Genomic DNA, 23,900 nt, shown 5'->3' on the forward strand with positions numbered 1-23,900 from the left:
CATCACTCCATCATCTTCTCAATCGGCAGCACCAGAATGGAACTGGCACCCAGCGCTTTCAGTTTTTCCATGGTTTCCCAGAACAGCGTTTCGCTGCTCACCATGTGCATCGCCACGCGCTGCTGATCGCCGGCCAGCGGCAAAATGGTTGGACGCTCGGCGCCTGGCAGCAGGGCAATCACTTCATCCAGGCGCTCGGTTGGCGCGTGCATCATGATGTATTTGGACTCGCGAGCCTGAATCACGCCCTGGATACGGGTCAGCAGTTTGTCGATCAGCTGCTGCTTGGCTGCCGGCATTTCGCCGTCACGCTGGATCAGGCAGGCTTTGGAACGGTAGATAACTTCGACTTCACGCAGCCCGTTGGCTTCAAGGGTTGCGCCGGTAGACACCAGGTCGCAGATGGCATCGGCCAGACCGGCGCGCGGGGCCACTTCCACCGAGCCGTTCAGCAGGCAGGATTTAAACTGCACGCCTTTCTGGTCGAGGTAACGCTTCAGCAGGTGCGGGTAAGAGGTCGCAATGCGTTTGTTGTTGAGGCTGGCCGGGCCATCCCACGGCTCGTCTACGGCGGTGGCCAACGACAGGCGGCAGCCGCCAAAGTCCAGGCGACGCAGCGTGTAATAACGCGGATCTTCGCCCTGGGCGCGGCGCGTCAGCAGCTCTTCTTCGAGCACGTTTTCACCGATGATACCGAGGTCCACGACGCCGTCCATCACCAGCCCTGGAATGTCGTCATCACGCACGCGCAGAATGTCGATGGGCATGTTTTCGGCCAGCGCAATCAGGCGTTGGGTGTGCAGGTTAATTTTTATGCCGCAGCGGGCGAGTAATTCGCGTGAATCATCGCTAAGACGGCCAGATTTCTGCATAGCTATGCGTAAACGGTTGTTGTCGGTCATCGGTAGTTACCCCTTATCAATTCCTGTCTGACGCCCAATAAAAAAGCCCCCGGAAGATATCTTCCGGGGGCTTTTTCTCGCGTTCACGCACCACTGGAAGATCTTTTCGTCTCCCAGCACCAATCGCCTGAAAGACTAGTCAGGGTGATGGTGATGATGGTGGTTTTTAAACTGAGCGCGTGTCATAAAATTCTCGTATGAATGACTATTCATTATGTGCCAATTAACGTAAACCAGATGACGCACCGAGCGCAAGGGGTTTTTTCCTCGCTGATTAATATTCTGTAAGGCTGAGGGAATTGTCAGTTCTGCCCGGGTGGCGTAGCCTTAACGGAGAGCTAAATTCACTCTTCAGAAGATAATGCTGCAAGGTCAGGAGACAAGGCATGAAAAGGGTCGCAATAGTCGGGTTGGGGTGGTTGGGTATGCCGCTGGCGCTCTCATTGTCAGCGCGTGGTTATCAGGTCACCGGCAGCAAAACCACGCTGGATGGCGTAGAAGCAGCTCGCATGTGCGGGATCGAAAGTTATCAGCTGAATCTGCAGCCGGAACTGGTTTGCGACAGTGAAGACCTGGAAGCGCTGCTGAACGTTGACGCGTTAGTGGTGACGCTGCCCGCCCGTCGCACTGGAGAAGGCGATGATTTTTATCTGCAGGCGGTGCAGGAAATAGTCGACAGCGCGCTGGCGCATTCCGTGCCGCGCATTATTTTTACCAGCTCGACCTCCGTGTATGGGGAAGGCGAGGGTAGCGTAAAAGAGACGTCCCCGCTTAAACCTGTCACCGCCAGCGGGAAAGTGCTTAAAGAGCTGGAAGACTGGCTGCACAAACTCCCGGGGACGTCCGTGGATATCCTCCGCCTCGCGGGGCTGGTGGGGCCGGAACGCCATCCTGGGCGTTTTTTAGCGGGGAAAAGGGACGTGGCAAACGGGCAGCACGGCGTAAATCTCGTGCATCTGGAAGATGTGATTTCGGCCATCACGCTGCTGCTTCAGGCACCTAAAGGCGGGCGAGTCTATAATCTTTGTGCTCCGGCCCACCCAACGCGGGAAGAATTCTATTCGCTTATGGCGCGGCAAATTGGCCTTGAGGCCCCGTCGTTCCGTAAAGACGCGGCAACCGGCCACGGCAAGCTGATTGACGGCAGCCGCATCTGTAATGAGCTAGGCTTCGACTATCAATATCCTAATCCGCTGCTTATGCCTATGCAGTAAATTCAGCCGCACATCCGGGAGTGAATATGAAACCTTTACTGGAGGTCCTGATCATTCTCGATGCGCTGGATAAAGAGGGGAGTTTTGCTGCCGCGGCGGCAAAGCTCTTTAAAACCCCTTCGGCGCTGAGCTACAGCGTGCAAAAGCTGGAAAGCGACCTCAATATTCAAATCCTCGACCGCAGCGGCCACCGGGCGCGCTTTACGCGAACCGGCCAGCTCCTGCTGGAAAAAGGCAGGGAAATTCTGCATTCGGTACGCGAGCTGGAAAAGCAGGCGATCAAACTCCAGCAGGGCTGGGAACACGAACTCACCATCGGCGTGGACAACGCCTTTCCCTTTTCCCTGCTGACGCCCTTAATCGAGGCGTTCTATCAAAGCTACAGCGTAACGCGGCTAAAATTTATCAACGATGTGCTTGGCGGCTCGTGGGAGGCGCTCACGGAAGGGCGGGCGGACATTATTGTCGGGGCGATGAGCGAGCCGCCTTCGCTGAGCGGTTTTGGCTTTACGCTTCTGGGCCGGCTGGAGATCGTCTTTGTTGTCGCCCCACATCATTCGCTGGCGAAAGCGGAGGAGCCACTGCCCAGACGGCTGGTTAAGCAGTCCCGGGCGGTGGTCGTCGGAGACACCTCCAGAATCGAGTCCGCCCGAGCGCTGCATTTGCTTGAAGAGCAGGAGGCGATCACCGTGTTTGATTTCAAAACCAAGCTCGAGCTGCAAATCAGCGGCATTGGCTGCGGGTATATGCCGCGCTATATGGCGCAGCGCTATATTGAGAGTGGTGCGCTGGTGGAAAAACAGGTTGCGGGGCAGGTGCCTTATGTACCGGTTTGGATTGGCTGGAATGAGCAAACGGCCGGGCTTGCCAGCGAATGGTGGCGAGAAAAAATCGTCGCCGACCCGCATATCGCCCAGGTGTATATGCCAGTAGAAAAATAGTGCCTTTTTGACTGGCGGAATTTTACTAACCTGGCTATGTTGAATGGCAGTCAGGCAGTGCGTTATGGCAGCGATGTGCCGGAACGGGATTATCTTCTTCTGCCGTGCTGGATGTGGGAGTTTTTACTTCCGCCAGGCGCTGAAAAAGAAATTGCCAAAGATGGCTTTAACATCTTGTCATTGTGCCTTCGTATGGTGCAAAATACGCGGCCTGCAAAAGAGAAAACTAACCGACGTTTAAGAGACGTCGGTTATTTTTTTGCAATCAATTAAGTCAGACAAACGGCATTTGCCAAAAAAACCAAGAGGCCGGGCTTCGTACCGGATAGATACTAGCTTTTAAAAAACGACAGTCGTGTCGCCGAGGAAATTAAGATGGGGCAGATTTTTGCTTTTGCGCAGGCTTTCTCCACTGAGGGAAACAACCATGTCGCTTAACGTCACCGCAGGTGCAAACACCCGCCCAGGTCTGCGTAAGACCCTGACGCTGGTACCGGTAGTCATGATGGGCCTTGCCTACATGCAGCCGATGACCTTGTTTGATACTTTCGGTATTGTTTCCGGGATGACCGATGGCCATGTGCCGACGGCTTATGCCTTTGCTCTGGTGGCGATCCTGTTCACCGCGCTGAGCTATGGCAAGCTGGTGCGTCGTTTCCCGTCTGCGGGTTCCGCTTATACCTACGCCCAAAAATCCATTAACCCGCTGGTCGGTTTTATGGTGGGCTGGTCGTCGCTGCTGGACTACCTGTTCGCGCCGATGATTAACATCCTGCTGGCAAAAATCTACTTTGAAGCGCTGGTGCCTGAGGTGCCGTCGTGGATCTTCGTGGTCGTGCTGGTCGGCTTTATGACCGTTTCTAACCTGCGCAGCGTTAAAACTGTCGCCAACTTCAACAGCATCATCGTTATCCTGCAGATTCTGCTGATTGCGGTAATCATGGGAATGGTGGTGTACGGCGTTGCGGGCGGTGAAGGTGCGGGTACGCTGACAAGCAGCAAGCCGTTCTGGTCCGAGAACGCGCATATTGTGCCGATGATTACCGGCGCGACAATCCTGTGCTTCTCGTTTACCGGGTTTGACGGCATCAGCAACCTGTCTGAAGAGACCAAGAACGCCGAGCGTGTGATTCCGCGCGCTATCTTCCTGACCGCGCTGATTGGTGGCCTGATCTTCATCGTCTCCACCTATTTCCTGCAGCTGTACTTCCCGGATATCTCTCGCTTCAAGGATCCGGATGCGTCTCAGCCGGAAATCATGCTGTTTGTGGCGGGTAAAGCCTTCCAGGTTGGCGCGCTGATCTTCTCCACCATTACCGTACTGGCTTCCGGTATGGCCGCGCACACTGGCGTTTCCCGCCTGATGTACGTGATGGGTCGTGACGGCGTGTTCCCGAACCGCTTCTTTGGGTATATTCATCCGAAATGGCGTACCCCGGCGTTCAACGTGCTGCTGGTGGGCGCAGTTGCGCTGATGGCTATCGACTTTGACCTGGTTACCGCCACCGCGCTGATTAACTTCGGTGCACTGGTTGCCTTTACCTTCGTTAACCTGTCGGTTATCTCGCAGTTCTGGATCCGCGAAAAGCGCAACAAGACGTTCAAAGATCACCTGAACTTCCTGGTTCTGCCGACGATTGGTGCCCTGACCGTGGGTGCGCTGTGGATTAACCTGGAACAAAGCTCGATGATTCTCGGCCTGATTTGGGGTGCGATCGGCCTGATTTACGTGGCCTGCGTGACCCGCAGTTTCCGTAACCCGGTGCCTCAGTACAACGAAGACATCGCTTAATCAGTTTCGAAGCAATAAAAATGGCTCCCAAAGGGAGCCATTTTTTTATCTGTCAAAAGGGTTAACCGACCAGGTACTGGGCATATTCAAATAACGATTTCAGCAGCGCCATTTTCTCTTTATCCCCTTCATGCTGGTTATACAGCGCTTCCAGCTCAAGAGCATAGGCCTGCAGAGCTTCCTGGGAAAGCACGTCCCGGCGATACTGCAGCCAGCGGTTCTGCTCATCTTCGCTTAACGTGCCCGGCCAGTTGCGCGCGCGGTAGTTGAACAACAGCTTCTCAATGCGCTTATCGGCAAAGGTGATATCCAGCGCCGGCAGATTCTGCGGGTCGGTTTGCAGCACGATGCGCATTGCGGCACGGTCGGCGTCACTAAAGAAGCCGTTGTAAAGCTGGGCATCGACGTTATCGGAAGGCACATACGGCTCGGCTTCGGCAAACAGCGCCACCACCTTCTCACGCACTTCCGGGTGTTCGCGCAGTACTTTCAGGTTATCAAGGCATTGCTGGCGGTTAATGCCGAGGCGTGCAGCATCTTCCGGGCGCAGGGTGTTGGCGACGGCCAGCACCGGACATTTATTCAGATGCACCAGCTTGATCGGCACCGCTGCGTTATCACCCAGTTCGGCTTTGGGTGTGTACAGGCGTTCACGCAGGGTGGCGGCATCCAGCGCCAGCAGCGGCGAGATATCCCCGGCCAGGTCGACCATTATCACCGCATTGCGGTTGTCCGGGTGCCAGGCCAGCGGCGCTATCCAACTGGTATTGCCGCGCTGGGCGCCGAACATGCCGGATACATGGACCAGCGGCTTCATCTGCGGGATATCAATCAGCGTCTGTAACTTCTGCTTTGAGCGATGGCTGTAGAGATACTCAAACAGGCGCGGCTGGCGGGTTTTCACTAGCTGAGCCATCGCGATGGTGGCGTAAACGTCTGACATCGCATCGTGTGCGTTAGCGTGTTCAATGCCGTTGGCTTTGGTCAGGTGCTCAAGGCGGAAGCTCGGCAGCCCGTCCTCATTTTCCGGCCAGACAATGCCTTCGGGACGCAGGGCGTAACAGGCGCGCATCACGTCGAGCAAATCCCAGCGGGAATTGTCGTTCTGCCAGCTCCAGGCATACGGATCGTAAAAATTACGGTAAAAAATATTCCGCGTCACTTCATCGTCGAAGCGCACGTTGTTGTAGCCCACCACGCAGGTCTTTGGCACCGTGAAGATGTCGTGAATACGCTTCGCGAAGGCCGCTTCGTTCTCGCCGTGCGCCAGCGCCTGCTGGGGCGTTATGCCGGTGATCATCACGGCTTCAGGCTGGGGCAGGTAGTCATCCGCAGGCTTGCAGTAAAACACTTCCGGTTCGCCAATAACGTTAAATTCGCTGTCGGTGCGAATCGCGGCAAACTGGACCGGTCTGTCCAGCGAAGGGCTTTTGCCGAAGGTTTCGTAATCGTGAAACAGAAAGGTAGCAAGTGAGGCAGAATCGGACACAGAGGTTACCATTGAGCTAGTTATCATCAGACTCAATGGTAAACCATCTGCCGGCGCATCAGAAGGAAAAGCGCGTTTAAGATACGGACCTTTCGGACTTCATTTTCGCCCCGCTAAGCAACTGTTTACCCAGCGCGATGCCGCGTTTTTCAACCTTGTGGTAAAGCGCAACGGCAATCAGCCAGACGGTGGGCAGCGCGATGGCCGTGACTATCAGGAAACGCATCAGCGAAGGCTGATGGGCAAAACCGGTGTAGCGGACGAGCAGGCCGATGGTGGGGAGGACAATCATCAGGTGTAGCAGGTACACCGAATAAGAGACATCCCCCAGAAACAGGCTAAACCGACAGGTGAGCAGCTTGCGAGGCGCCGCCGTGATTCGGCGCAGACGATTTTCTTTGTCAGGCTGCCAGAGCAGCAGCGTCATGCCGGTAATCATCATGCACTCTGCCACCAGCCGCAGATGGGTTTCGGCGATATGCATCTGCCAGGCAATGACCGGGGCGAGCAGCGCCAGCGCGCAATAGCGCAGGTTTTTTTGCATTACCGCGTGGGATATCAGCATTCCGGCGATAAACAGCGGCAGTTTTATCAGGATCATCGACGGCATAGGAAAGGCGTTGAAGTAGTCCGGGAAGAGCCAGCGGGCCGCCAGGCAAACCACCATCAGCAGCGTCGCGCTAACCGTAAACCCGTAGCGCATCACCAGCAGCATAATGAACGGGAACAGCAGATAAAACTGCATCTCCAGCCCAATGCTCCAGTCTGGCAACACGGTGCGGAAGGACCAGGCCGGTAAGAGGCCAAAAATAAACGTCAGATGGCTGAAAATATTCATTGCGGAGTGGTCGGCATAGCGGCTGCTTGCGGTGGCGGTTGTCGGCCAGGCGCTGGCGATAATATCGCGCATTTCGCCGAACCAGCTGCCAAAAATCAGCGCCACGACCAGCAGCAAATAATAGAGCGGGGCGATGCGAAAGAAGCGGCGTAGCCAGAATTTGCGAAAGGTATCCGGGCTATTCCATGGCTCTTTTTCCCGACGCTCCTGATAATTTTTTGCCATCAAATACCCTGACAGCAAAATAAATAAATCGACCCCCATCCCAGGATCATAAAGAAGAGGAATGCGGCACTGCACCAGCAGGCAAATGTGGCCGAGCAAAACCCAAAACGAGGCCAGCCCTCGCAGCCCCTCCAGCTCTGGAGACCAGCGTTTACTTTCCACCATACGATGACCTTTATGCGTGTATTCTTCGGTCAGAGTAAAAATGAATCAGCGCTGCCACAATCAGAATGTCACGCAAACATGGAATATCGGAATAAACGCAGTGTGATGTCCGGGGGAATATATTTAGTACAAATATCATTCATTATTATTGCTAAATATGAAATGTCATATTTTCTTGCAATTTAAAGAAGCAAATTAACAAGAACTCCCGTAAAACGAGCCGCTGTAAATTAAGTCTTTGAGGAAAATCCGTTGAAAACCCGCCTGCTTGTTGCCCTGAGCTTTTTGTCCCTTTCCGTCAATGCTGCCTATGCTGATGATATTTTCCCCCATCAGCCGCAGCCGCCTCAGGTAGACGCCGGCGCATGGGTACTGATGGATTACACCACCGGGCAGGTGCTGACCGCAGGCAATGAACACGTCCAGCGTAACCCGGCCAGCCTGACAAAACTGATGACCGGCTATGTCGTTGACCGCGCAATCGACAGTAAACGTATTACCCCGGACGACGTCGTCACAGTGGGGAAAGACGCCTGGGCAAAAGGTAACCCGGTGTTTGACGGCTCATCGCTGATGTTCATTAAGCCGGGCGACCGGGTGACCGTGCGCGATCTCAGCCGCGGGTTGATTATCGATTCCGGCAACGATGCCTGCGTTGCGCTGGCAGATTATGTTGCCGGGGGACAAAAGCAGTTTGTCGCCATGATGAACCACTACGTCGACCAGCTTGGCCTGCACGATACTCATTTTGAAACCGTGCATGGCCTGGACGCGCCGGGGCAGCACAGCTCCGCCTATGATCTTGCCGTGCTGTCCCGCGCTATTATCCACGGTGAACCCCAGTTCTACCATATGTACAGCGAGCGCAGTCTCACCTGGAACGGGATTACCCAGCAAAACCGCAACGGCCTGTTGTGGGATAAATCCCTGAATGTGGATGGCCTGAAAACGGGGCATACCGAAACGGCAGGGTTTAACATTATTGCCTCCAGCGTGCTGGGCCAGCGCCGCCTGATTGCGGTGATTATGGGCGGCCTTAGCTCAAAAGGGCGTGAAGAGCAGGCCCGCAAGCTGCTGCACTGGGGGCAGGATAATTTCGACACCGTGCAGGTCTTGCAAAAAGGCAAACCTATCGGCAGCGAGCACATCTGGTACGGCGACAAGGCCAATATCAATGTGGGCCCGGATCAGGACGTCTTCCTCGCGCTGCCTAAATCGGAAGTGCCAAACATCAAAGCAAAGTATGTGCTGAGCAAGCAGGATATGGAGGCGCCGCTGGCAGCCAATACGCAGGTGGGCGAGATCCAGCTGTTTGATGGTGACAGGCTCATCTCCCACTGGCCGCTAGTGAACCTCACGCCGGTGGAGAAGGGCGGGCTGTTTTCGCGTCTCGGCGACTTTATCAGCCGCAAGCTTTAACCCTTTGTCTTATTGATGAACCGCGCAATTTGCGCGGTTTTTTTGTCGCCATTTCCTGCGAGGTTGCTCCCAAATCTGGCAGCTTGTGCCCCACCTTTAAAAAATATAGTGTATAAATGTACAGTGTATTTATTCATCAGCGTGGAGGCAGTATGACATTCAAAGTTCAGCATGTTCCGGCGCGTAAAGTGGCCGGTTTTCATCTGGTCGGGCCGTGGGAAACCACGGTTCCGCAAGGGTTTGGCCAACTGGCCATGTGGGCGAAAACCCACAGCCTGCATGGCGACTGGCTGGCCATTTACTATGATGACCCCGATGTTGTTCCGCCAGAAAAGCTCCGCGTGGACACGGTACTGGGCGTACCTGAAGAGTTCAAACTACCGGAAAACAGCGAAGGCGTTATCATCACGGCTATTGAGGCAGATACTTACGCCATCGGGCATGCCATCGTAAAAAACGAAGCATTCCAGGAAGCCTGGGAAACCTTCTTTGACCAGGTAGAGGCTGATGGTGACTATCAGTTAACTGGCAAACCCTGTTACGAAATCTATCTCAACGACGGCTCGGCGTCCGGCGTATGGGAAATTGATATGTATATTCCGGTCGCTAAAGTCTGACAGGAGCTCGCCATGACGGAAGCTATCGCAGGATTAAACGTGTTATTCATCGCCGGGTATGGCCCCGTTACGCGCGACGTGGCGGCAAGTGCCGGGTTTTATCAGCAGGTGCTCGGTCTGCCGCTAAAAGCGATGGAAGGCAACGAGGACTATCTGGCAACGGAATACGGTGAGCTGGATGGCGTGAAGCATTTTGCGCTCTGGCCGCTCGCTCAGGCGGCACAGTCCTGCTTCGGCGTGGACGGTTGGCCCGAGCACATTGTCGCGCCCCAAAGCTGGGTCGAATTTGAAGTAGAAGATGTCGGGCAGGCGACAGCGGTGCTAAAGCAGGCCGGGTATCAGATGCTGGTGGATAACCGTATCGAGCCCTGGGGGCAAACGGTGTCACGTATGCTCAGTCCTGAAGGGCTGCTGGTTGGCGTGACCGTTACGCCCTGGCTGCGCTAGCTGGCTTGAATCCGGGCGGCAGTCTGCCGCCCATTTCTGATATTCAGCAAAGAAATGTGAAATATTCCGCGTAAAAGCCCCGCCGCACCCGGCAACATGATTTCTTTGTGAGAAAAACGGGTACAATTTCTTTTTTATTTTCGGAGAGCCGGGTGTGCGCCCCGACAAATCACTGACCCCGTTTGAGATCCGTATTTACCGCAACTATCGCGTTGCCCACGGCATACGTATCGCCCTTGCTTTTGTGCTGACATTTGTTCTGGTTCGCCTGCTGAACATCCCCGAAGGCACCTGGCCGCTTATCACACTGGTGGTGGTAATGGGCCCCATTTCCTTTTGGGGGAACGTGGTTCCGCGCGCCTTCCAGCGTATCGGTGGCACCATTTTTGGCGCGGCCATCGGACTGATAGCCCTTAAGCTGGAGCTTATTTCCTTACCGCTGATGATCATCTGGTGCGGGCTGGCGATGTTCCTGTGCGGCTATCTGGCGCTGGGTAAACGTCCCTACCAGGCGTTGCTTATCGGCATCACGCTCTCCGTGGTTGTTGGGGCGCCGCCGGGGGATATGGAAGTTGCTCTGTGGCGCAGCGGCGACGTTATCTTCGGCTCGCTTCTGGCCATGCTGTTTACCAGCGTTTACCCACAGCGGGCGTTTATTCACTGGCGTATCCAGATGGCGACCTTCGTGCAGGCGTTTAGCAAAATCTACACTGCGGGGTTCTCGCCAAACCTTGTGGAGCGCCCACGGCTGGAAAAACCGTTGCAGAAAATCCTGAATGACGTGGTCAAGATGCGCGCCCTGATTGGCCCCGCGGGTAAGGAAACCCGTATTCAGAAGTCAGTCTTTGAGGCGATTCAGACCATTAATCGCAACATGGTCTGCACCCTTGAGCTGCAAATCAACGCCTATTGGGCGACGCGGGAAAGCCATTTTGTGATGATCAACGCTCATACGCTGCGCGACACGCAGCAAATGACGCAGCGCACACTGTCGGCCATTGCAACGGCGCTGTATGAAGGGAACCCTTCGCCCATCTCAGCCAACACCGAGAAACTGAATGAGATCGTTTTTGAACTTCGCCAGTTGATGGAGGAAGGCAAGGGCAGTCAGCTGCAGGAAACGCCTATTCACGGCTACGTCTGGCTTAGCCTTGAACTGGCCCGCCAGCTTGAGCTGCTGTCACACCTTATTTGCCGCGCACTGCGCAAATAGCGCGCGTAAAGCACAGAAATGACAATGCTTGTTTCGATTCAGCAGAAATTGAGGTTAAGATAGGGCAAGCCCGTTAGTGAGACTGACAAAAAATTGTAATCGTCAACCGCTACTACTAAGGTTATGGCGGTTGTCTTAACGAATCCGAGTACCAATTTAGCAGGGGTGTAAAAATGGAAAATATCAAACCTACCTTCCAGGACGTTCTGGAGTTTGTTCGTCTGTTCCGTCGTAAAAACAAACTGCAGCGTGAAATTCAGGACGTAGAGAAAAAGATCCGTGACAACCAAAAGCGCGTGCTGCTGCTTGATAACCTGAGCGACTACATCAAGCCAGGCATGAGCATCGAAGCGGTGCAGGGCATCATTGCCAGCATGAAAACCGACTACGAAGACCGCGTGGATGACTACATCATCAAAAACGCCGAGCTGTCTAAAGAGCGTCGCGAGATCTCTAAGAAGCTGAAAGTGATGGGCGAGCAGAAAGTGGCTGACACCAAGTCTGAATAACTTCAGCGATGAAAAAACCGCCTTCAGGGCGGTTTTTTTATGCCTCGTTCACCATCACCCGGAGTAGGGTTTCCAGCAGTCCGGGGAACCGAGCATCCAGATCTTCACGCCTCAACGAAATCAAATTTTCACGTCCCTGAGGGCGCTGCCAGATTACGCCGCTATCGCGCAGAACTCGCCAGTGGTGGGTCATGGTCGACTTCGCCACATCCTGAATTAAAGCGCCACAGGTAAGCTCTTCCCCCCCGGCAAGCGATCTGACGATCCCCATCCGCAAAGGGTTGCCCAGCGCAAAAAGCACATTTTCAAGGCGGATTTGTTCTCGTTCCGGATGGTTGGCGATCATACTCTTCCTGTAGGCGGTGGCGGCACGGCGGCCGGCTACTATAGCAAACTTGATAGCAAACTTGATGCCCTTCGAATGTATTGATATTAACGATAGCTCAAATTGTTCGAATATACTCGTACAATTGTACTATGCTGATGGCGAACAACTCTGGCGGCCATAGTGGCCGTCGCTTAACAGTCAACAAGACTAAGGACACATCATGCCCCGACCCATCCCTCTCGAACGCTATCGCAACATTGGTATTTCAGCCCATATTGATGCCGGTAAAACAACCACGACCGAACGTATTTTGTTTTACACCGGCATGAGTCACAAACTGGGTGAAGTTCACGATGGCGCAGCAACGACAGACTGGATGGCTCAGGAGCAAGAGCGCGGTATTACCATTACGTCCGCCGCGGTGAGCTGCTTCTGGCCGGGTATGGATCGCGGTTTTGAACCGCACCGTATCAACATCATAGACACGCCGGGACACGTGGACTTCACCATTGAGGTGGAGCGATCCATGCGTGTGCTGGACGGCGCGGTAATGGTTTACGACTCAGTGGGCGGCGTGCAGCCGCAGTCAGAAACCGTTTGGCGGCAGGCAAATAAATACCGCGTGCCGCGGCTGGCCTTCGTTAACAAAATGGACCGCCCGGGCGCTGATTTCTTCCGTGTGGTGCAGATGATGATTGACCGCCTGAAAGCCAATCCTGTTCCCATCGTCATCCCGGTCGGGGCAGAAGACAGCTTCACTGGCGTGGTGGATCTCATCAAAATGCGCGCCATTATCTGGGACGATGCGACCCAGGGCATGACGTTCAGCTATGGGCCTGTGCCGCAGGATTTGCTGCAGACTGCACAACTGTGGCGCGAAAAAATGGTCTCTGCGGCGGCGGAAGCTGACGATGAGCTAATGGATAAATACCTGGAAACCGGCGATCTGAGCGAAGCGGAAATTATTACCGGCCTGCGCAAGCGCACCATTTCCGGGGAAATTCAGCCGATGCTGTGCGGCAGCGCGTTTAAAAACAAAGGTGTGCAGCGCATGCTGGATGCGGTGGTAGAGCTGATGCCGTCTCCGCTCGACATTCCTGCCATTGACGGCGTGGATGAAAAGGGGGAGCACGCGGAACGCCATCCCAGTGATGATGAACCCTTCTCGGCGCTCGCTTTCAAGCTGATGACCGACCCGTATGTTGGGCAACTGACCTTTATCCGTGTTTATTCCGGCGTGCTGAAAAAAGGCGATTCGGTTTACAACCCGGTGAAAGGCAAAAAGGAGCGTATCGGACGTATTGTGCAGATGCATGCGAACGACCGCCACGAGGTGGATGAGCTGCGTGCCGGGGATATCGCCGCCTGCGTAGGGCTGAAAGACGTCACCACTGGCGATACGTTAACCGACCCGAATGCGGCGATCACGCTTGAGCGAATGGAGTTCCCTGAGCCGGTGATTTCCCTCGCTATCGAGCCGAAGACCAAGGCCGACCAGGAGAAAATGGGTATCGCGCTGCAGCGTTTAGCGGCGGAAGATCCCTCTTTCCGCCTGCATACGGACGAAGAATCCGGCCAGACGATCATCTCCGGCATGGGCGAGCTTCACCTGGAAATCATCGTCGACCGCATGAAACGTGAGTTTGGCGTGGAAGCGAACATTGGCCGGCCACAGGTCACCTACCGCGAAACGATCCGTAAAACGGCGAAAGACGTGGAAGGGAAATTTGTGCGGCAGTCAGGCGGTAAAGGCCAGTATGGACATGTAGTGCTGACGCTCGAACCGCTTGAGCCGGGCAAAGGATTTGTGTTTGAAGATGCCACCAAAGGGGGCGTAGTACCACGCGAGTTCATTCCTTCTGTGGAAAAAGGTCTGCGTGAGGCGATGAATACAGGTGTGCTCGCCGGTTACCCTGTGGTGGACGTCAAAGCCACGCTGACCTTCGGCTCTTACCATGACGTCGACTCTTCGGAAATGGCGTTCAGGATGGCGGCGATCTTCGGTTTCAAGGACGCCGTGCGCAAAGCGGATCCGGTTATTCTGGAGCCTATTATGCACGTCGAAGTGGAAACGCCGGAAGACTACGCCGGTAACATTATGGGCGACCTCTCTTCCCGCCGCGGCATGGTGCAGGGCATGGAAGAACGCTTTGGCAGCCAGATTATTCGGGCCGATGTCCCGCTGGCAGAAATGTTTGGTTATTCCACCACGCTGCGCTCAATGTCTCAGGGCAGGGCGACCTACAGCATGGAGTTCCATCATTATGCCGAAGCGCCGCGTAACGTGGCCGACGACATTATTGCCAGCCGTAAATCATAATTAGTCAGCCAGGGTGGATGGGGCTTTCTCATCCACCTTTCACCTGAGCAAGTTTACGAGTCCGTTTCCAGTGAGGCTGCAACTCGCTGAACGTTATTATGCATTTCCGAATCGTTACGTTGAGGCGGCGGGGGGTAAGGTTAAGCTGGATATCGAGCTGCCGGACGGGACGCATTTCAACATCGCGCTTTAGGACTGATGGGGCGGTTTTCACCGCCCGCTCCGGCTTAAGCCTGCGCCGTTTCCTGTAAATGTCGCCATAACACTTTCTCGCCCTCGCGGCGGAAAATAACCGTAGACCAGCGCACGGTGCTGGAGCCGTTAAGCGTTTGCGTTTCGCGGTAAAGCACGGCGGCACCCTGCGGCCATTCGTCCAGTAACTGGAGGCTATCGACCTCAATCGCCAGCCCTTCGCGGCTGCCGCCGCTGGTACGGAAAAAGCTGCAAAGTGCCGGATAATCCAGCCTTGCGCCGCTCAGCGCGACCATTGAATAGTCGTGAGTAAAGCATGCCAGCAGCGCTTCCAGCTCCCCCTTGCCCGCACCAAGCCATTGCTCAATGGCAACATGGGCTTCAATCACTTCTTCAAACCAGATATTCATTGCTCAGAGTTCCTTTTGGGTCAGTTGATTTTTAATCTGCTGATTGTTGAGCCGCCAGGCGTAAACCAGCGGGGCAAGCGTCCCGGCGGCGGCAAGGCTAAAAGTGAAAAAATAAGCGCGAGGGGCGGGCATCAGCGCCTGTAAAACAGTCAACAGCAGGCTCAGTAGCGCCACGCCAAAGCAAAAGCTTAACTGGCGATTAATATTCCACAGTGCGCTCGCTTCCGGCATAGCCTCCGAAGGGATGGCGATAAAAGCGGTGCTCTGCGCCGTGCTGCTGGAAAGACTTCCCCCCAGGCCCATCAACGCGTAAGCGGCTACCAGCCACGAGGCTTGCTCGCCGGAGTTGATTTGTGTGAGCAGCAAAATCCCTGCGGCCTGAAATATGCCCCCGGCGGCGATCAGCGGGCGAGGGCCGAGGCGATTAAACATCTTGCCGGTAAATGAAATCGCGACAAAAGAGGCCATCGCCCACGGCAGCATCAACATTCCGGTCTGGGTGGCAGACAGGCCCAACTGCGTTTGCAGATAGACAATGCTGACCAGGCTGGTGCCCATAAAAATCCCCGGAATGCACTGGTAAACCAGCATGGCGTAACGCAGCAGAGGATCTGCCAGCAGCGGCAGGCTGAACAGCGGGGTCGGATGTTTGCCATTCCGGCGAATAAAAAGCCAAAGAATAAGCATACCAGCGATGAGCCACACTAATGCCGCGCCATGAGCCGCCGGGTTTCCGGCCTGCGTGACGCCCAGCAAAATAGCGAATAGCCCCGCCGATCCCAGCATTAGCCCTTTAACGTCCAGCGGCCTGCGGGCAGTTTGTTGCTCTGCAGGTTTTAGCCAAAATCCCGCCAGAACTAGTGTCAGCAGCGCCAGCGGCAGGCTGGAGAGAAATATCCAGCGCCAGCCAAAAAATTCCACCAGCAATCCACCTGCGGTTGGCGAAAGCGCCGGAGCCAGCAGCGCGACCAGCATAATGGCCGAGGAAAGCTTTGCCCGCTCGTGCACCGCAAAAAGCTGCCAGGTCAGGGCCTGGCCAACAGGGATGAGCAGCCCGCCGCCCACGCCCTGCAAAATACGTGCGGCGACCAATGCATTCAGGCCAGAAGCAAGGCCGGAGGCCAGCGTACCCAACGTAAAAAGCGCGAGAGAAAGTATAAACAGGCGCTTTGCACCCAGCCGCTGCGTCAGCCACGCGCTGCAGGGGATAACCAGCGTCAGGCCGCAAAGATAGCCGTGGCTTATCCACGCCAGCTCGGTGACCGGCGCGTGAAACTCCCTCCCCATTTCAGGCCAGGCGACGTTGGAGATAAACATAGTGATTAAGTCGAGAAAAAAACCGAGCAGATAAACGGCGGCAACCCTGTAGCGATAAGGCATGGCGGCTCTCGTGAAAAAGAAAAGGCGATTTCAGCAGGTTCCGCGAGACGGATAAATCCCGTTTCGGCTGATACACTGTCAAAAATAATTTGATAATCAGGCGAATTGGCATGCTCAACTTGCAGCGGGTGGCGCAGTTTGTTGCGGTGGTGGAGGCCGGGGGATTTACCGCGGCAGCGCAGTCCATTCAGCAAACGAAAGCGGCGATCAGCTTTAACGTTCGTCAGCTTGAGGCGGAACTTGGCGTTTCGCTGCTTGTACGCTCCACGCGGCGCGTGGCGTTAACCCAGGCGGGGGAAGTGTTTTACCAGCGCGCTCTGCAGCTGTTAAGGGAGAGCGAAGCGCTGGTGGAAGATGTGCAGGGGCATCACGGCGGATTTTCTGGCGAACTGAGTATTTCGACCACGCCGGAATACGGCCAGGCAAAGGTTATCCCGGCGCTAAGTGCCTTTGGCAGGCTGCATCCGGGGCTGACCATCCGGCACGAATCTTCATCTGCCCCGGCTAATCTCATCTCCGGGCAGTTTGACGTGGCTATTCGCCTGGGCAAGCTGGCGGATTCGTCCTACCGCGCGGCGCTGATAGAGCGGTTCGAGATTGTGGCGGTTGCCGCGCCGCAGTGGCTTGAGCGTAACCCGATTGGCAGCCTGGAGGCGCTGGCCGAAGCGGAATGGGTCATTCATCGTCGGCTGCCAACCCCCAGAGAATGGCAGGTCATTGGGCCTGACCAGGAAACGAGGGAGTTAACGATCACCGGGCCGGCCCGCTTTATGACCGACACGGCGGCGGCGCTCATGGCTTTTGTGGTTCAGGGTTGCGGCGTAGGTTTATTGCCCGAATGGCTGGTGCGTAGTGCGATAGGGCGCGATGAACTTCAGCATGTGCTGCCGGAATACCGTTTCCCGTCGCAGGGGATTTATGCGGTTTACCCCAATACGCGGCATGTCCCGGCGAAGGTACGTGCGCTGATAGATTTTTTGCAGGAGTGGGAAAATAACAGACCCGCTTAGCGGGCCTGCTTTTAGGCTTACAGCGCTTTTTGGGTTTTACCCTGCACGGTTGAAGCCGCTTGTGCAGACGAAATGCCCGGCAGCTCAATCTTCAGGCCGAAGGTCAGCAGCGAATACAATACGCCCCCGGTCAGCATCGAGACAATAACGCCCAGATTCGCCGTCGCAAAGACGCTGTGGCGGGTTTCTTCCGTCAGCAGGAAGCCCACCACGTGCGCGATGTACGGGTCACCGGAAGTAATTGTGCCCAGCCCCACAAAGGTCGCGATACCCAGTGAAAGCATTGCCGTCCAGCGGCCATCGCGGCCACCAAAACCCGCTTTATTCGCCATCGCCACATCCCAGCCCAGGCGCTTCTGGCGCAGGAAGTCGATCAGCTGAATCGCCCCGGCAGAGCCGATCACCACCGAAATAGAGGCCAGGAACGACTGGAAGGTCGCCAGGAACGAATCGGAAATAAACATCAGGTAGAACGCGCCGAAGCCGATGATAGCCGCGTTCAGAGTTGTCGTCGTGGCGCGGCTGGCAGGAATACCAAGCGCCAGCAGGGCAAGACCTGAACTGTATACGCCGGTAATTGCCGCCGCCAGCAGCGAAACAATAATCACGATGGAGAACGGCACGTAGAACCAGAACGGCAGCAGGTTAGTCAGCGAGGCAATAGGCGACTGCGCCGCCGCTGCGCTCAGGTCCGGGTTGCTGTCGGCAAGGAATGCGCCCAGCACCAGCAGGATGCTCACCGGCAGAGAAATACCCGTCGTCGTCCAGAAAATAACCTTCGAGGCCTGAGTTTTCTTCGGCAAATAGCGCGCGAAGTCGCCGCCGTAGTTCAGGAAGCCAAGGCCCACCATCGTCATCGCCATCACCACGCCGCCGATGTAGGTCAACAGGTCGCCGTGCGCCGCGCTCTGGCCCAGCTTTTCCCAGTGAATATGCGGCAGCATCAGGAAGATAAAGATGATGCTCATAAACCCGGTCAGCCAGGCGATGTATTTCTCCACCTTCATGATCAGCTGGTGACCATAAATGGCGACCGACATGGTCAGCGCCAGGCTGACGATGAACCAGCCGAGAATACACACCAGCGTAGGTTTGCCATCCGCCAGCGCAAAGGCCGCAGGCCAGAGCCTGGCGAACAGCGCCGCGCCGGTGGACGAGGCAAGGGTAATAATGGTGATTTTCCAGCCCATGTTGGAGATATAGGCGAACAGCGTCGGGAATTTATTGCCGTGATAGCCGAAGCAGAAGCGGGTCTGGGTCAGCGTAGGCAGACCGGTTCTTGGCCCGCCCACCGCCAGCACGCCGACCAGGCAGCAGGAAAGCAGGTAGCCGATAATCCCGGCGGTGATTGACTGCCAGACGCTCAGGCCAAGTGAGTAAACGTAAATGCCGTAGGTCATCCCCAGAATAGAGACGTTCCAGGAGAACCAGATCGGAAACAGCCCGGCGGGTTTGCCGTAGCGCTCAGCTTCCGGGACGGCATTCACGCCGTTTGCTTCAACTTTTATGCCGCCCGAGGCCGGCTGATGTGTAGAGTTTGTCATCGAAGAACCCTTATGGGAGAAATCAATCGCAGAGAAGTGCGGTTTCTAAAGCGAGCTCAATCATGTTGTCTAACGTGTTTTGTAGTTCTTCTGCCGTCGGCTCTGCCCCCGTGACGCTGCTTACGCAGGCGGTCAGCAGGCTCAGGGCTTTGGCGCGGTACTGCGCGGCGATGGTGAACAGCGCCGAGGTTTCCATTTCCACCGCAAGGATGTTCATCTTTTTGAGGGCGGGGAGCATGCCTTCGGGTTTGTCGTACAGCAGGTCGTTGGTAAAAGTGTTGCCGAATCGGGTCGGAATATTGTGTTGCTCGGCCGCCGTCCAGCAGCGGCGCAGCAGGTCGAAGTCCGGCACGGCCGCGTAGTCGTAGCCGCCAAACCGGTCGCGGTTTACCGAAGAAGACGTTCCCGCGCCGGTGGCGACAATCACATGGCGCATATTCACGCTTTCATCCACCGCGCCGCAGGTGCCGATGCGAATAAGCTGTTTCACACCAAAGGCGTTGATCAATTCATGGGCGTATATGGAAACGGACGGAATGCCCATCCCGTGAGCCATCACGGAAAGTCGCTTGCCTTTGTAGTAGCCGGTAAAGCCAAACATATTGCGGGTATCGCACACGCGCTTTGCATCGGTTAAATACGTCTGCGCAATGTACTGCGCGCGCAGCGGGTCGCCGGGCATGATCACGGTTTCGGCAAAGTCGCCGGGGTTGGCGTTAATATGTGGCGTCATCAGACGATCTCCTGGCTGGTTTCATGCCATTACGATAGAAACCCCGTAGCTTGCAGAAAAAGGCAAATGTCCGACCAGGCCGACGGCGATCACAAATTTGATTTTTGCCTTTGCAAGAAAAGTGACACGCCAGGGCTGGCGAGGGGGGAGTAAAACGCGGAGTATTGACAATACCGAGGGGCGATAGTTAATCTCAGCCGCCTTTTTCGCCGCAGATTCTGGCGAAACAGGCAATACTTGACGGGTTAGTGACCTTATTTAGCTGCAAGACAGCCTGCCGGAGAGCGACAACACCATGAATATTATTCAGCAATTCGCTCAGCGCGGGCACCAGATCCTGCGCGATGCCGTGTACGCCGCGCCGCTGAAAAGCAAAGAGATCGGCCCCGAAGAATTTATTCTGCGCCAGGGCGAAGAGATCAAAGCGCTCTACTGGATCACGCTCGGTGAGTACACCATGCACTACAACGCCGAAAACGGGAAAGCGTTCAGCCTCGGGCAGCGCTTTGTCAGCGACACTATCATCGGCGAAATAGAATATCTTACCCACACGCCGAGCCAGTTCTCGGTCGTCGCTCACGATACCATGACGGTCAAAGTCATCCCGCTGGCGATGATGGACACCATTCTGACCAGCCACGCGGAAGTCGGCGTCTGGCTCAGCCAGCTGCTTTCCACCAGCTACCAGCGCGGGATGGCGAGAACCATGGAGCGTTTCCTGCAGCCGCTGGTGTTTAACATCGTGGCCGACCTGTATGAACGCCATCAGCAGAGCAAGCCGCTGGTGGACTTCTCACAGGTATCCCGCGAGGCTGAACGGTTTGGCTGCTCCGAGAGAACCTACCGCCGGGTGATCAACCAGCTGATAGAAGAGCAGTACATTCAGAAAGTGGCCCATGAATACGTGATTTGCGACATAGAAAAATTCCGTCAGGTGCTGACGAACCCTGGGCGAATTAGTTAGCAGTTTTTTGTAGCAAACGGCTAAAAAGCAAAGAAAAAACAGTGATAGACTCCGGCAATACGTTATCCGCCATGGAGTAGTGCAGTGAGTGAGCCCGTAGAAAATCAGAACGCGTTTAAACATGCTTTTAATCATGGGCTTTTGCAGGACATCGCGAGCTTAATCGCGCGGCATCATCCCGCCTTTAACGCCGAAGCGTTTTTAAACCAAGCGGAAAACCTCGATAAGCTGGAAATGAAGGCCAGAGTCCAGGTGATACGCGACGCGCTGGCGGCGGAACTGCCGCAGGACTACCCGGCAGCATTGGCTGTGGTGGTTTCGGTACTAAAAGAGAACAAGCTGCGCGGCTTTGCCGTCTGGCCTTTTGCGGAGTTTATTCAGGTCTATGGCCTGAACCACCCGGCACTTTCCCTCGAAGCCCTGAAAGTGGTGACAGTCTGCTTTACCGCCGAATGGGCGGTGAGGCCTTTTATCAAGCAGGATCCCAACGCGACCATGCGGTTTCTGCTTAAATGTGCGCAGGACGAAAGCGTGGACATCCGCCGCTGGGCCTCAGAAGGCACACGCCCGCGCGTGCCGTGGGGCGAAAAACTGCATCTGTTTATCGAAGACCCGGCGGGAACCGGAGCCATTCTGGACGCCCTGAAGTTCGACCCGGAGCTTTACGTCAGAAAAAGCGTCGCCAACCATCTGAACGACATCACCAAAGACCACCCGGACTACGTGATTCAGCTTTTGCAAAACTGGCAGCAGCAGGCGAAACAGTCCGGCGGTGACGACGTAAAGAAAGTCGCCTGGATAACCCGCCACTCGCTGCGCACCTTAATTAAGAATGGTCACCCGGATGCGCTGGCGCTTATTGGCGTGCAGCACGGCGCGGACGTCGCGCTGGATGCATTCTCCCTCAAACAAAAAGCGATTGCGTTGGGCGAATACCTGGCATTTAAAGTCAGCCTCCGCTCAACCAGCAGCACCCCGCAAAATATCGTGGTGGACTACGTGCTCCACTTTATGAAAGCCAACGGCAGCACCGCCCCGAAGGTTTTCAAGCTTCGCGCGTTCGAACTCCCGGCCAACGGCTCGGTAACGATAGAGAAAAAACACGCGGTGAAGAAAATCACCACCCGCCAGTATTACTCCGGCGTGCAGCGGATTGAGATCCAGGTCAACGGCAAGGTGCTTGGGGGAGAGGAGTGGGTGTTGGATTTATAGCAAGGATCCGCCGCCGGCGTTTTGCGGGTGGCGAGGGTTTTATTGCGCCTAAGCATTGGTTATACCAAAAGAACAGATTTTGCCTTAAAGCTATTTAATAAATGGATTTAAAAGATCTGGAATAAATAAGTTCATGCAGTAAAGGAAAAAACGCTTGAATGGGCTTCACAGTTTGGCTTCTCTGGCCGGGGATGAATTTTAAAGAAGAAAAATATTAATGAAAATCTACTAAGACTCAGAGGTATATCGGCCACATACTATTTCCCGCATGATTACATTATCGAAATTCATTCATAAACTAAATAATTGTATGATTTTAATCCGATGGTAACATAAACCCTTCCAAAAGGAGGGTTATATGTCTAAAGGAATAAAGCAAGTCGGCTTGAGATTGCTGACACTCGGGGAAATTAAGCTCGCCAGAACACTCTACGGTAACGCTATTGAATATTACAAGGTATGGATTCATCGTGGGAGCTATTTGCCATTTAATATGCAAAAAAACAGCTTCGCTATGACACCTAATGGAGAAATATGGTTTCAGGAGGGCGTTTATGAGCCTGATTTCTCCGCACCTCAACGTAATCCCATCGATGCACGTCATCTCTTCATGCATGAAATGATGCATGTCTGGCAGCATCAGCGAGAGATGTGGGTGCGCACTCGCGGAGCTTTCTCCTGGGCCGCTGACTACACCTATGATCTCGATAAACCGACACTGCTTGATTACGGCCTGGAGCAACAAGCCTGCATTGTAAGCGATTACTGGCTATTGAAGACGCACGGATTTAAAGGCAATTCTAATATCTACAATCTTCGCCACTTTAACCCGGCAGAGCCGACGGTTTCACTGTTGTCACGGTACAAGAAAATACTGGGGAGATTTCCTTAATGAATCGCTTATTCAAGTTAATATTTTTGTGTACCGCGTTGTCTGGCTGCGTCGGCGAAGGTTTGGGGGTTGGAGATTGGAAGAGTCTTTATATTGACGGAAACCACATTTGTTTCACCGTGGACAAATCGGACGTGTTGACTCGCTATGTGCTTTCTTCGACTCAGGGTGGCGAATATAAAGTCCTTGCCGTAACCGATCTCGATAATCTTTCTTATCCGAATACATGCATAAACATCGAGCTAACACCGGGATATATTTACCAGGCATCCTACACGATGAATAAAGCAAACTATCGGTACAGTTTTTTTATTGATAATGACAGGCAAATCATCGAGCTCGGCTGTGGGAAGTAACACCTTTGCCGGGATACTTACACAACCACCTGAACGACATCACCAATCTTCGCCACCTTAACCCGGCAGAGCCGACGGTTTCACTGTTCTCACGGTACAAGAAAATACTGGGGAGATTTCCTTTATGAAGCATGTTGTTGCATTTGTTTCTGCTTGTTCTTTGCTTACTGGCTGTGTGGGTGAAAATCTAGGTGTAGGCGAGTGGCGAAGCTATGACATTATTAACGGCAATCTCTGTTTTACCGTTGATAAATCCGATGTACTAAGTCGCTATTCAATTTCTTCATTACAAGGTGACGACTTTAAAAATCTTGCTGTTGCTGACTACAAACACCTCATTTATCCAGATACCTGCATAAAGGTTCCGCTTACCCGTGGCTACATCTACCAAACGTCCTATACGCTGAATAACAAAGTCTATCGATATGGCTTTTTCATCGACAACAACGGATTATTCATCGAGCTCGGCTGTGGCAAGTAACGCCTTTGCCTCAACCACCAACAGCAAAAAGCCCGCTTAAGTTTCCTCAAGCGGGCTTCTCAAATATGGCTCCTCTGACTGGACTCGAACCAGTGACATACGGATTAACAGTCCGCCGTTCTACCGACTGAACTACAGAGGAATCGTGTGAACGGGGCGAATATTAGCGGCGGCTCCGGGGCTTGTCAAAGGCAAAATCTCACCCTGTGGTGCGTTTGCGGAAACTATCAACATCTTGTTGCCTTTTCAGGCAATCAGAGACAAAAAAATCCTTTGCAGGATAACGATTTGTCGCCCATTATTTGAA

Annotated in this window: 25 protein-coding genes, 1 tRNA gene and 1 other annotated feature; of the genes, 16 read left to right on the forward strand and 10 right to left on the reverse strand. The window is 54.6% G+C overall.

Annotation, left to right across the window (positions count from 1 at the left end):
• Positions 1-2: 2 nt before the first annotated feature.
• Both hisG and hisL read right to left on the reverse strand, forming a co-directional pair.
• The gene (hisG, locus tag WFK85_RS05155) at positions 3-902 is read right to left on the reverse strand and encodes an ATP phosphoribosyltransferase (RefSeq protein ID WP_008455029.1); all 900 of its coding nucleotides are present in this window, start codon (positions 900-902) and stop codon (positions 3-5) included.
• A 37-nt stretch (positions 903-939) separates the two neighbouring features.
• Positions 940-1,062 (reverse strand) — a sequence feature (His leader region).
• A complete protein-coding gene (hisL, locus tag WFK85_RS05160; RefSeq protein ID WP_126358378.1) occupies positions 1,038-1,088 on the reverse strand; it encodes a his operon leader peptide in 51 nt (16 codons plus the stop codon). Its footprint overlaps the feature before it by 25 nt.
• 200 nt (positions 1,089-1,288) lie before the next feature.
• On the opposite strand from hisL, the gene WFK85_RS05165 reads away from it, so the two are divergent.
• The 4 genes from WFK85_RS05165 to WFK85_RS05180 all read left to right on the forward strand — a co-directional run bounded on the left by WFK85_RS05165 (position 1,289) and on the right by WFK85_RS05180 (position 4,849).
• Entirely contained in the window at positions 1,289-2,116 is an 828-nt protein-coding gene (locus tag WFK85_RS05165) for an SDR family oxidoreductase (protein ID WP_008455027.1), read from the forward strand.
• Between the two features lie 26 nt (positions 2,117-2,142).
• The gene (locus WFK85_RS05170; protein ID WP_008455025.1) at positions 2,143-3,057 is read left to right on the forward strand and encodes a LysR substrate-binding domain-containing protein; all 915 of its coding nucleotides are present in this window, start codon (positions 2,143-2,145) and stop codon (positions 3,055-3,057) included.
• Between the two features lie 36 nt (positions 3,058-3,093).
• The gene (locus WFK85_RS05175; RefSeq protein WP_166991324.1) at positions 3,094-3,330 is read left to right on the forward strand and encodes a hypothetical protein; all 237 of its coding nucleotides are present in this window, start codon (positions 3,094-3,096) and stop codon (positions 3,328-3,330) included.
• Between the two features lie 154 nt (positions 3,331-3,484).
• Positions 3,485-4,849 (forward strand): APC family permease, encoded by a 1,365-nt coding sequence (locus WFK85_RS05180; protein ID WP_166872643.1) that lies wholly within the window; start codon positions 3,485-3,487, stop codon positions 4,847-4,849.
• 61 nt (positions 4,850-4,910) lie between these two features.
• On the opposite strand, the gene sbcB is transcribed toward WFK85_RS05180, so the two are convergent.
• Together sbcB and WFK85_RS05190 are read right to left on the reverse strand one after the other, a co-directional pair.
• Positions 4,911-6,338, reverse strand: a complete 1,428-nt coding sequence (gene sbcB / locus WFK85_RS05185; protein ID WP_166991327.1) for an exodeoxyribonuclease I — start codon at positions 6,336-6,338, stop codon at positions 4,911-4,913.
• Between the two features lie 76 nt (positions 6,339-6,414).
• Positions 6,415-7,566 carry an acyltransferase family protein gene (locus tag WFK85_RS05190; protein WP_008455017.1) on the reverse strand — a complete coding sequence of 384 codons (1,152 nt, stop codon included), beginning with the start codon at positions 7,564-7,566 and terminating at the stop codon, positions 6,415-6,417.
• Between the two features lie 252 nt (positions 7,567-7,818).
• Between WFK85_RS05190 and dacD the strand changes: the two genes are divergently transcribed.
• From dacD to WFK85_RS05215, 5 genes are all read left to right on the forward strand, one after another.
• Positions 7,819-8,985, forward strand: a complete 1,167-nt coding sequence (dacD, locus tag WFK85_RS05195; protein WP_336707517.1) for a serine-type D-Ala-D-Ala carboxypeptidase DacD — start codon at positions 7,819-7,821, stop codon at positions 8,983-8,985.
• A 152-nt stretch (positions 8,986-9,137) separates the two neighbouring features.
• Positions 9,138-9,602, forward strand: coding sequence for a DNA gyrase inhibitor SbmC (gene sbmC / locus WFK85_RS05200; RefSeq protein ID WP_008455013.1), 465 nt, complete (start codon positions 9,138-9,140; stop codon positions 9,600-9,602).
• Positions 9,603-9,614: 12 nt separating this feature from the next.
• Positions 9,615-10,049 (forward strand): VOC family protein, encoded by a 435-nt coding sequence (locus WFK85_RS05205; protein ID WP_166991333.1) that lies wholly within the window; start codon positions 9,615-9,617, stop codon positions 10,047-10,049.
• A 154-nt stretch (positions 10,050-10,203) separates the two neighbouring features.
• Complete coding sequence (locus tag WFK85_RS05210) at positions 10,204-11,262, forward strand: FUSC family protein (RefSeq protein ID WP_008455009.1); 1,059 nt, start codon at positions 10,204-10,206, stop codon at positions 11,260-11,262.
• Positions 11,263-11,435: 173 nt separating this feature from the next.
• Complete coding sequence (locus WFK85_RS05215) at positions 11,436-11,771, forward strand: DUF496 family protein (RefSeq protein WP_008455006.1); 336 nt, start codon at positions 11,436-11,438, stop codon at positions 11,769-11,771.
• 37 nt (positions 11,772-11,808) lie between these two features.
• Here WFK85_RS05215 and WFK85_RS05220 read toward each other — a convergent pair whose 3' ends face one another.
• Entirely contained in the window at positions 11,809-12,117 is a 309-nt protein-coding gene (locus WFK85_RS05220; protein ID WP_008455004.1) for an ArsR/SmtB family transcription factor, read from the reverse strand.
• A 202-nt stretch (positions 12,118-12,319) separates the two neighbouring features.
• Between WFK85_RS05220 and fusA the strand changes: the two genes are divergently transcribed.
• Entirely contained in the window at positions 12,320-14,419 is a 2,100-nt protein-coding gene (fusA, locus tag WFK85_RS05225; RefSeq protein WP_166872664.1) for an elongation factor G, read from the forward strand.
• Between the two features lie 227 nt (positions 14,420-14,646).
• Here fusA and WFK85_RS05230 read toward each other — a convergent pair whose 3' ends face one another.
• Both WFK85_RS05230 and WFK85_RS05235 read right to left on the reverse strand, forming a co-directional pair.
• A complete protein-coding gene (locus tag WFK85_RS05230) occupies positions 14,647-15,021 on the reverse strand; it encodes a DUF4440 domain-containing protein (RefSeq protein ID WP_008454996.1) in 375 nt (124 codons plus the stop codon).
• 3 nt (positions 15,022-15,024) lie between these two features.
• The gene (locus WFK85_RS05235; RefSeq protein WP_166991337.1) at positions 15,025-16,401 is read right to left on the reverse strand and encodes an MFS transporter; all 1,377 of its coding nucleotides are present in this window, start codon (positions 16,399-16,401) and stop codon (positions 15,025-15,027) included.
• A gap of 110 nt (positions 16,402-16,511) precedes the next feature.
• On the opposite strand from WFK85_RS05235, the gene WFK85_RS05240 reads away from it, so the two are divergent.
• Positions 16,512-17,411 carry a LysR substrate-binding domain-containing protein gene (locus tag WFK85_RS05240; protein WP_166991340.1) on the forward strand — a complete coding sequence of 300 codons (900 nt, stop codon included), beginning with the start codon at positions 16,512-16,514 and terminating at the stop codon, positions 17,409-17,411.
• Between the two features lie 17 nt (positions 17,412-17,428).
• Here the strand turns inward: WFK85_RS05240 and WFK85_RS05245 are convergent, their stop codons facing one another.
• Positions 17,429-18,955: a cytosine permease gene (locus WFK85_RS05245; RefSeq protein WP_166991343.1), complete on the reverse strand. Its 1,527-nt coding sequence runs from the start codon at positions 18,953-18,955 to the stop codon at positions 17,429-17,431.
• Between the two features lie 22 nt (positions 18,956-18,977).
• Complete coding sequence (gene deoD / locus WFK85_RS05250) at positions 18,978-19,691, reverse strand: purine-nucleoside phosphorylase (protein WP_336707663.1); 714 nt, start codon at positions 19,689-19,691, stop codon at positions 18,978-18,980.
• A 292-nt stretch (positions 19,692-19,983) separates the two neighbouring features.
• Here deoD and WFK85_RS05255 point away from each other — a divergent pair, with 292 nt between their 5' ends.
• The 5 genes from WFK85_RS05255 (at position 19,984) to WFK85_RS05275 (ending at position 23,593) form a co-directional block, all read left to right on the forward strand.
• The gene (locus tag WFK85_RS05255; RefSeq protein ID WP_336707521.1) at positions 19,984-20,652 is read left to right on the forward strand and encodes a Crp/Fnr family transcriptional regulator; all 669 of its coding nucleotides are present in this window, start codon (positions 19,984-19,986) and stop codon (positions 20,650-20,652) included.
• Positions 20,653-20,736: 84 nt separating this feature from the next.
• Positions 20,737-21,864 carry a DNA alkylation repair protein gene (locus WFK85_RS05260; RefSeq protein WP_336707522.1) on the forward strand — a complete coding sequence of 376 codons (1,128 nt, stop codon included), beginning with the start codon at positions 20,737-20,739 and terminating at the stop codon, positions 21,862-21,864.
• A gap of 358 nt (positions 21,865-22,222) precedes the next feature.
• Positions 22,223-22,756 (forward strand): type IV secretion protein Rhs, encoded by a 534-nt coding sequence (locus WFK85_RS05265; RefSeq protein WP_166991351.1) that lies wholly within the window; start codon positions 22,223-22,225, stop codon positions 22,754-22,756.
• On the forward strand, positions 22,756-23,112 hold the full coding sequence (locus WFK85_RS05270) for a putative T6SS immunity periplasmic lipoprotein (RefSeq protein WP_336707524.1): 357 nt from the start codon (positions 22,756-22,758) through the stop codon (positions 23,110-23,112). Before WFK85_RS05265 ends, WFK85_RS05270 begins: the two co-directional genes overlap by 1 nt.
• Before the next feature lie 124 nt (positions 23,113-23,236).
• On the forward strand, positions 23,237-23,593 hold the full coding sequence (locus tag WFK85_RS05275) for a putative T6SS immunity periplasmic lipoprotein (RefSeq protein WP_008454976.1): 357 nt from the start codon (positions 23,237-23,239) through the stop codon (positions 23,591-23,593).
• Positions 23,594-23,659: 66 nt separating this feature from the next.
• Here WFK85_RS05275 and WFK85_RS05280 read toward each other — a convergent pair.
• Positions 23,660-23,735 (reverse strand) — tRNA-Asn (locus WFK85_RS05280).
• Positions 23,736-23,900 lie beyond the last annotated feature (165 nt).

The sequence above is a fragment of the Cedecea sp. VD22 genome, from assembly GCF_037150195.1.
Classification (GTDB): domain Bacteria; phylum Pseudomonadota; class Gammaproteobacteria; order Enterobacterales; family Enterobacteriaceae; genus Cedecea.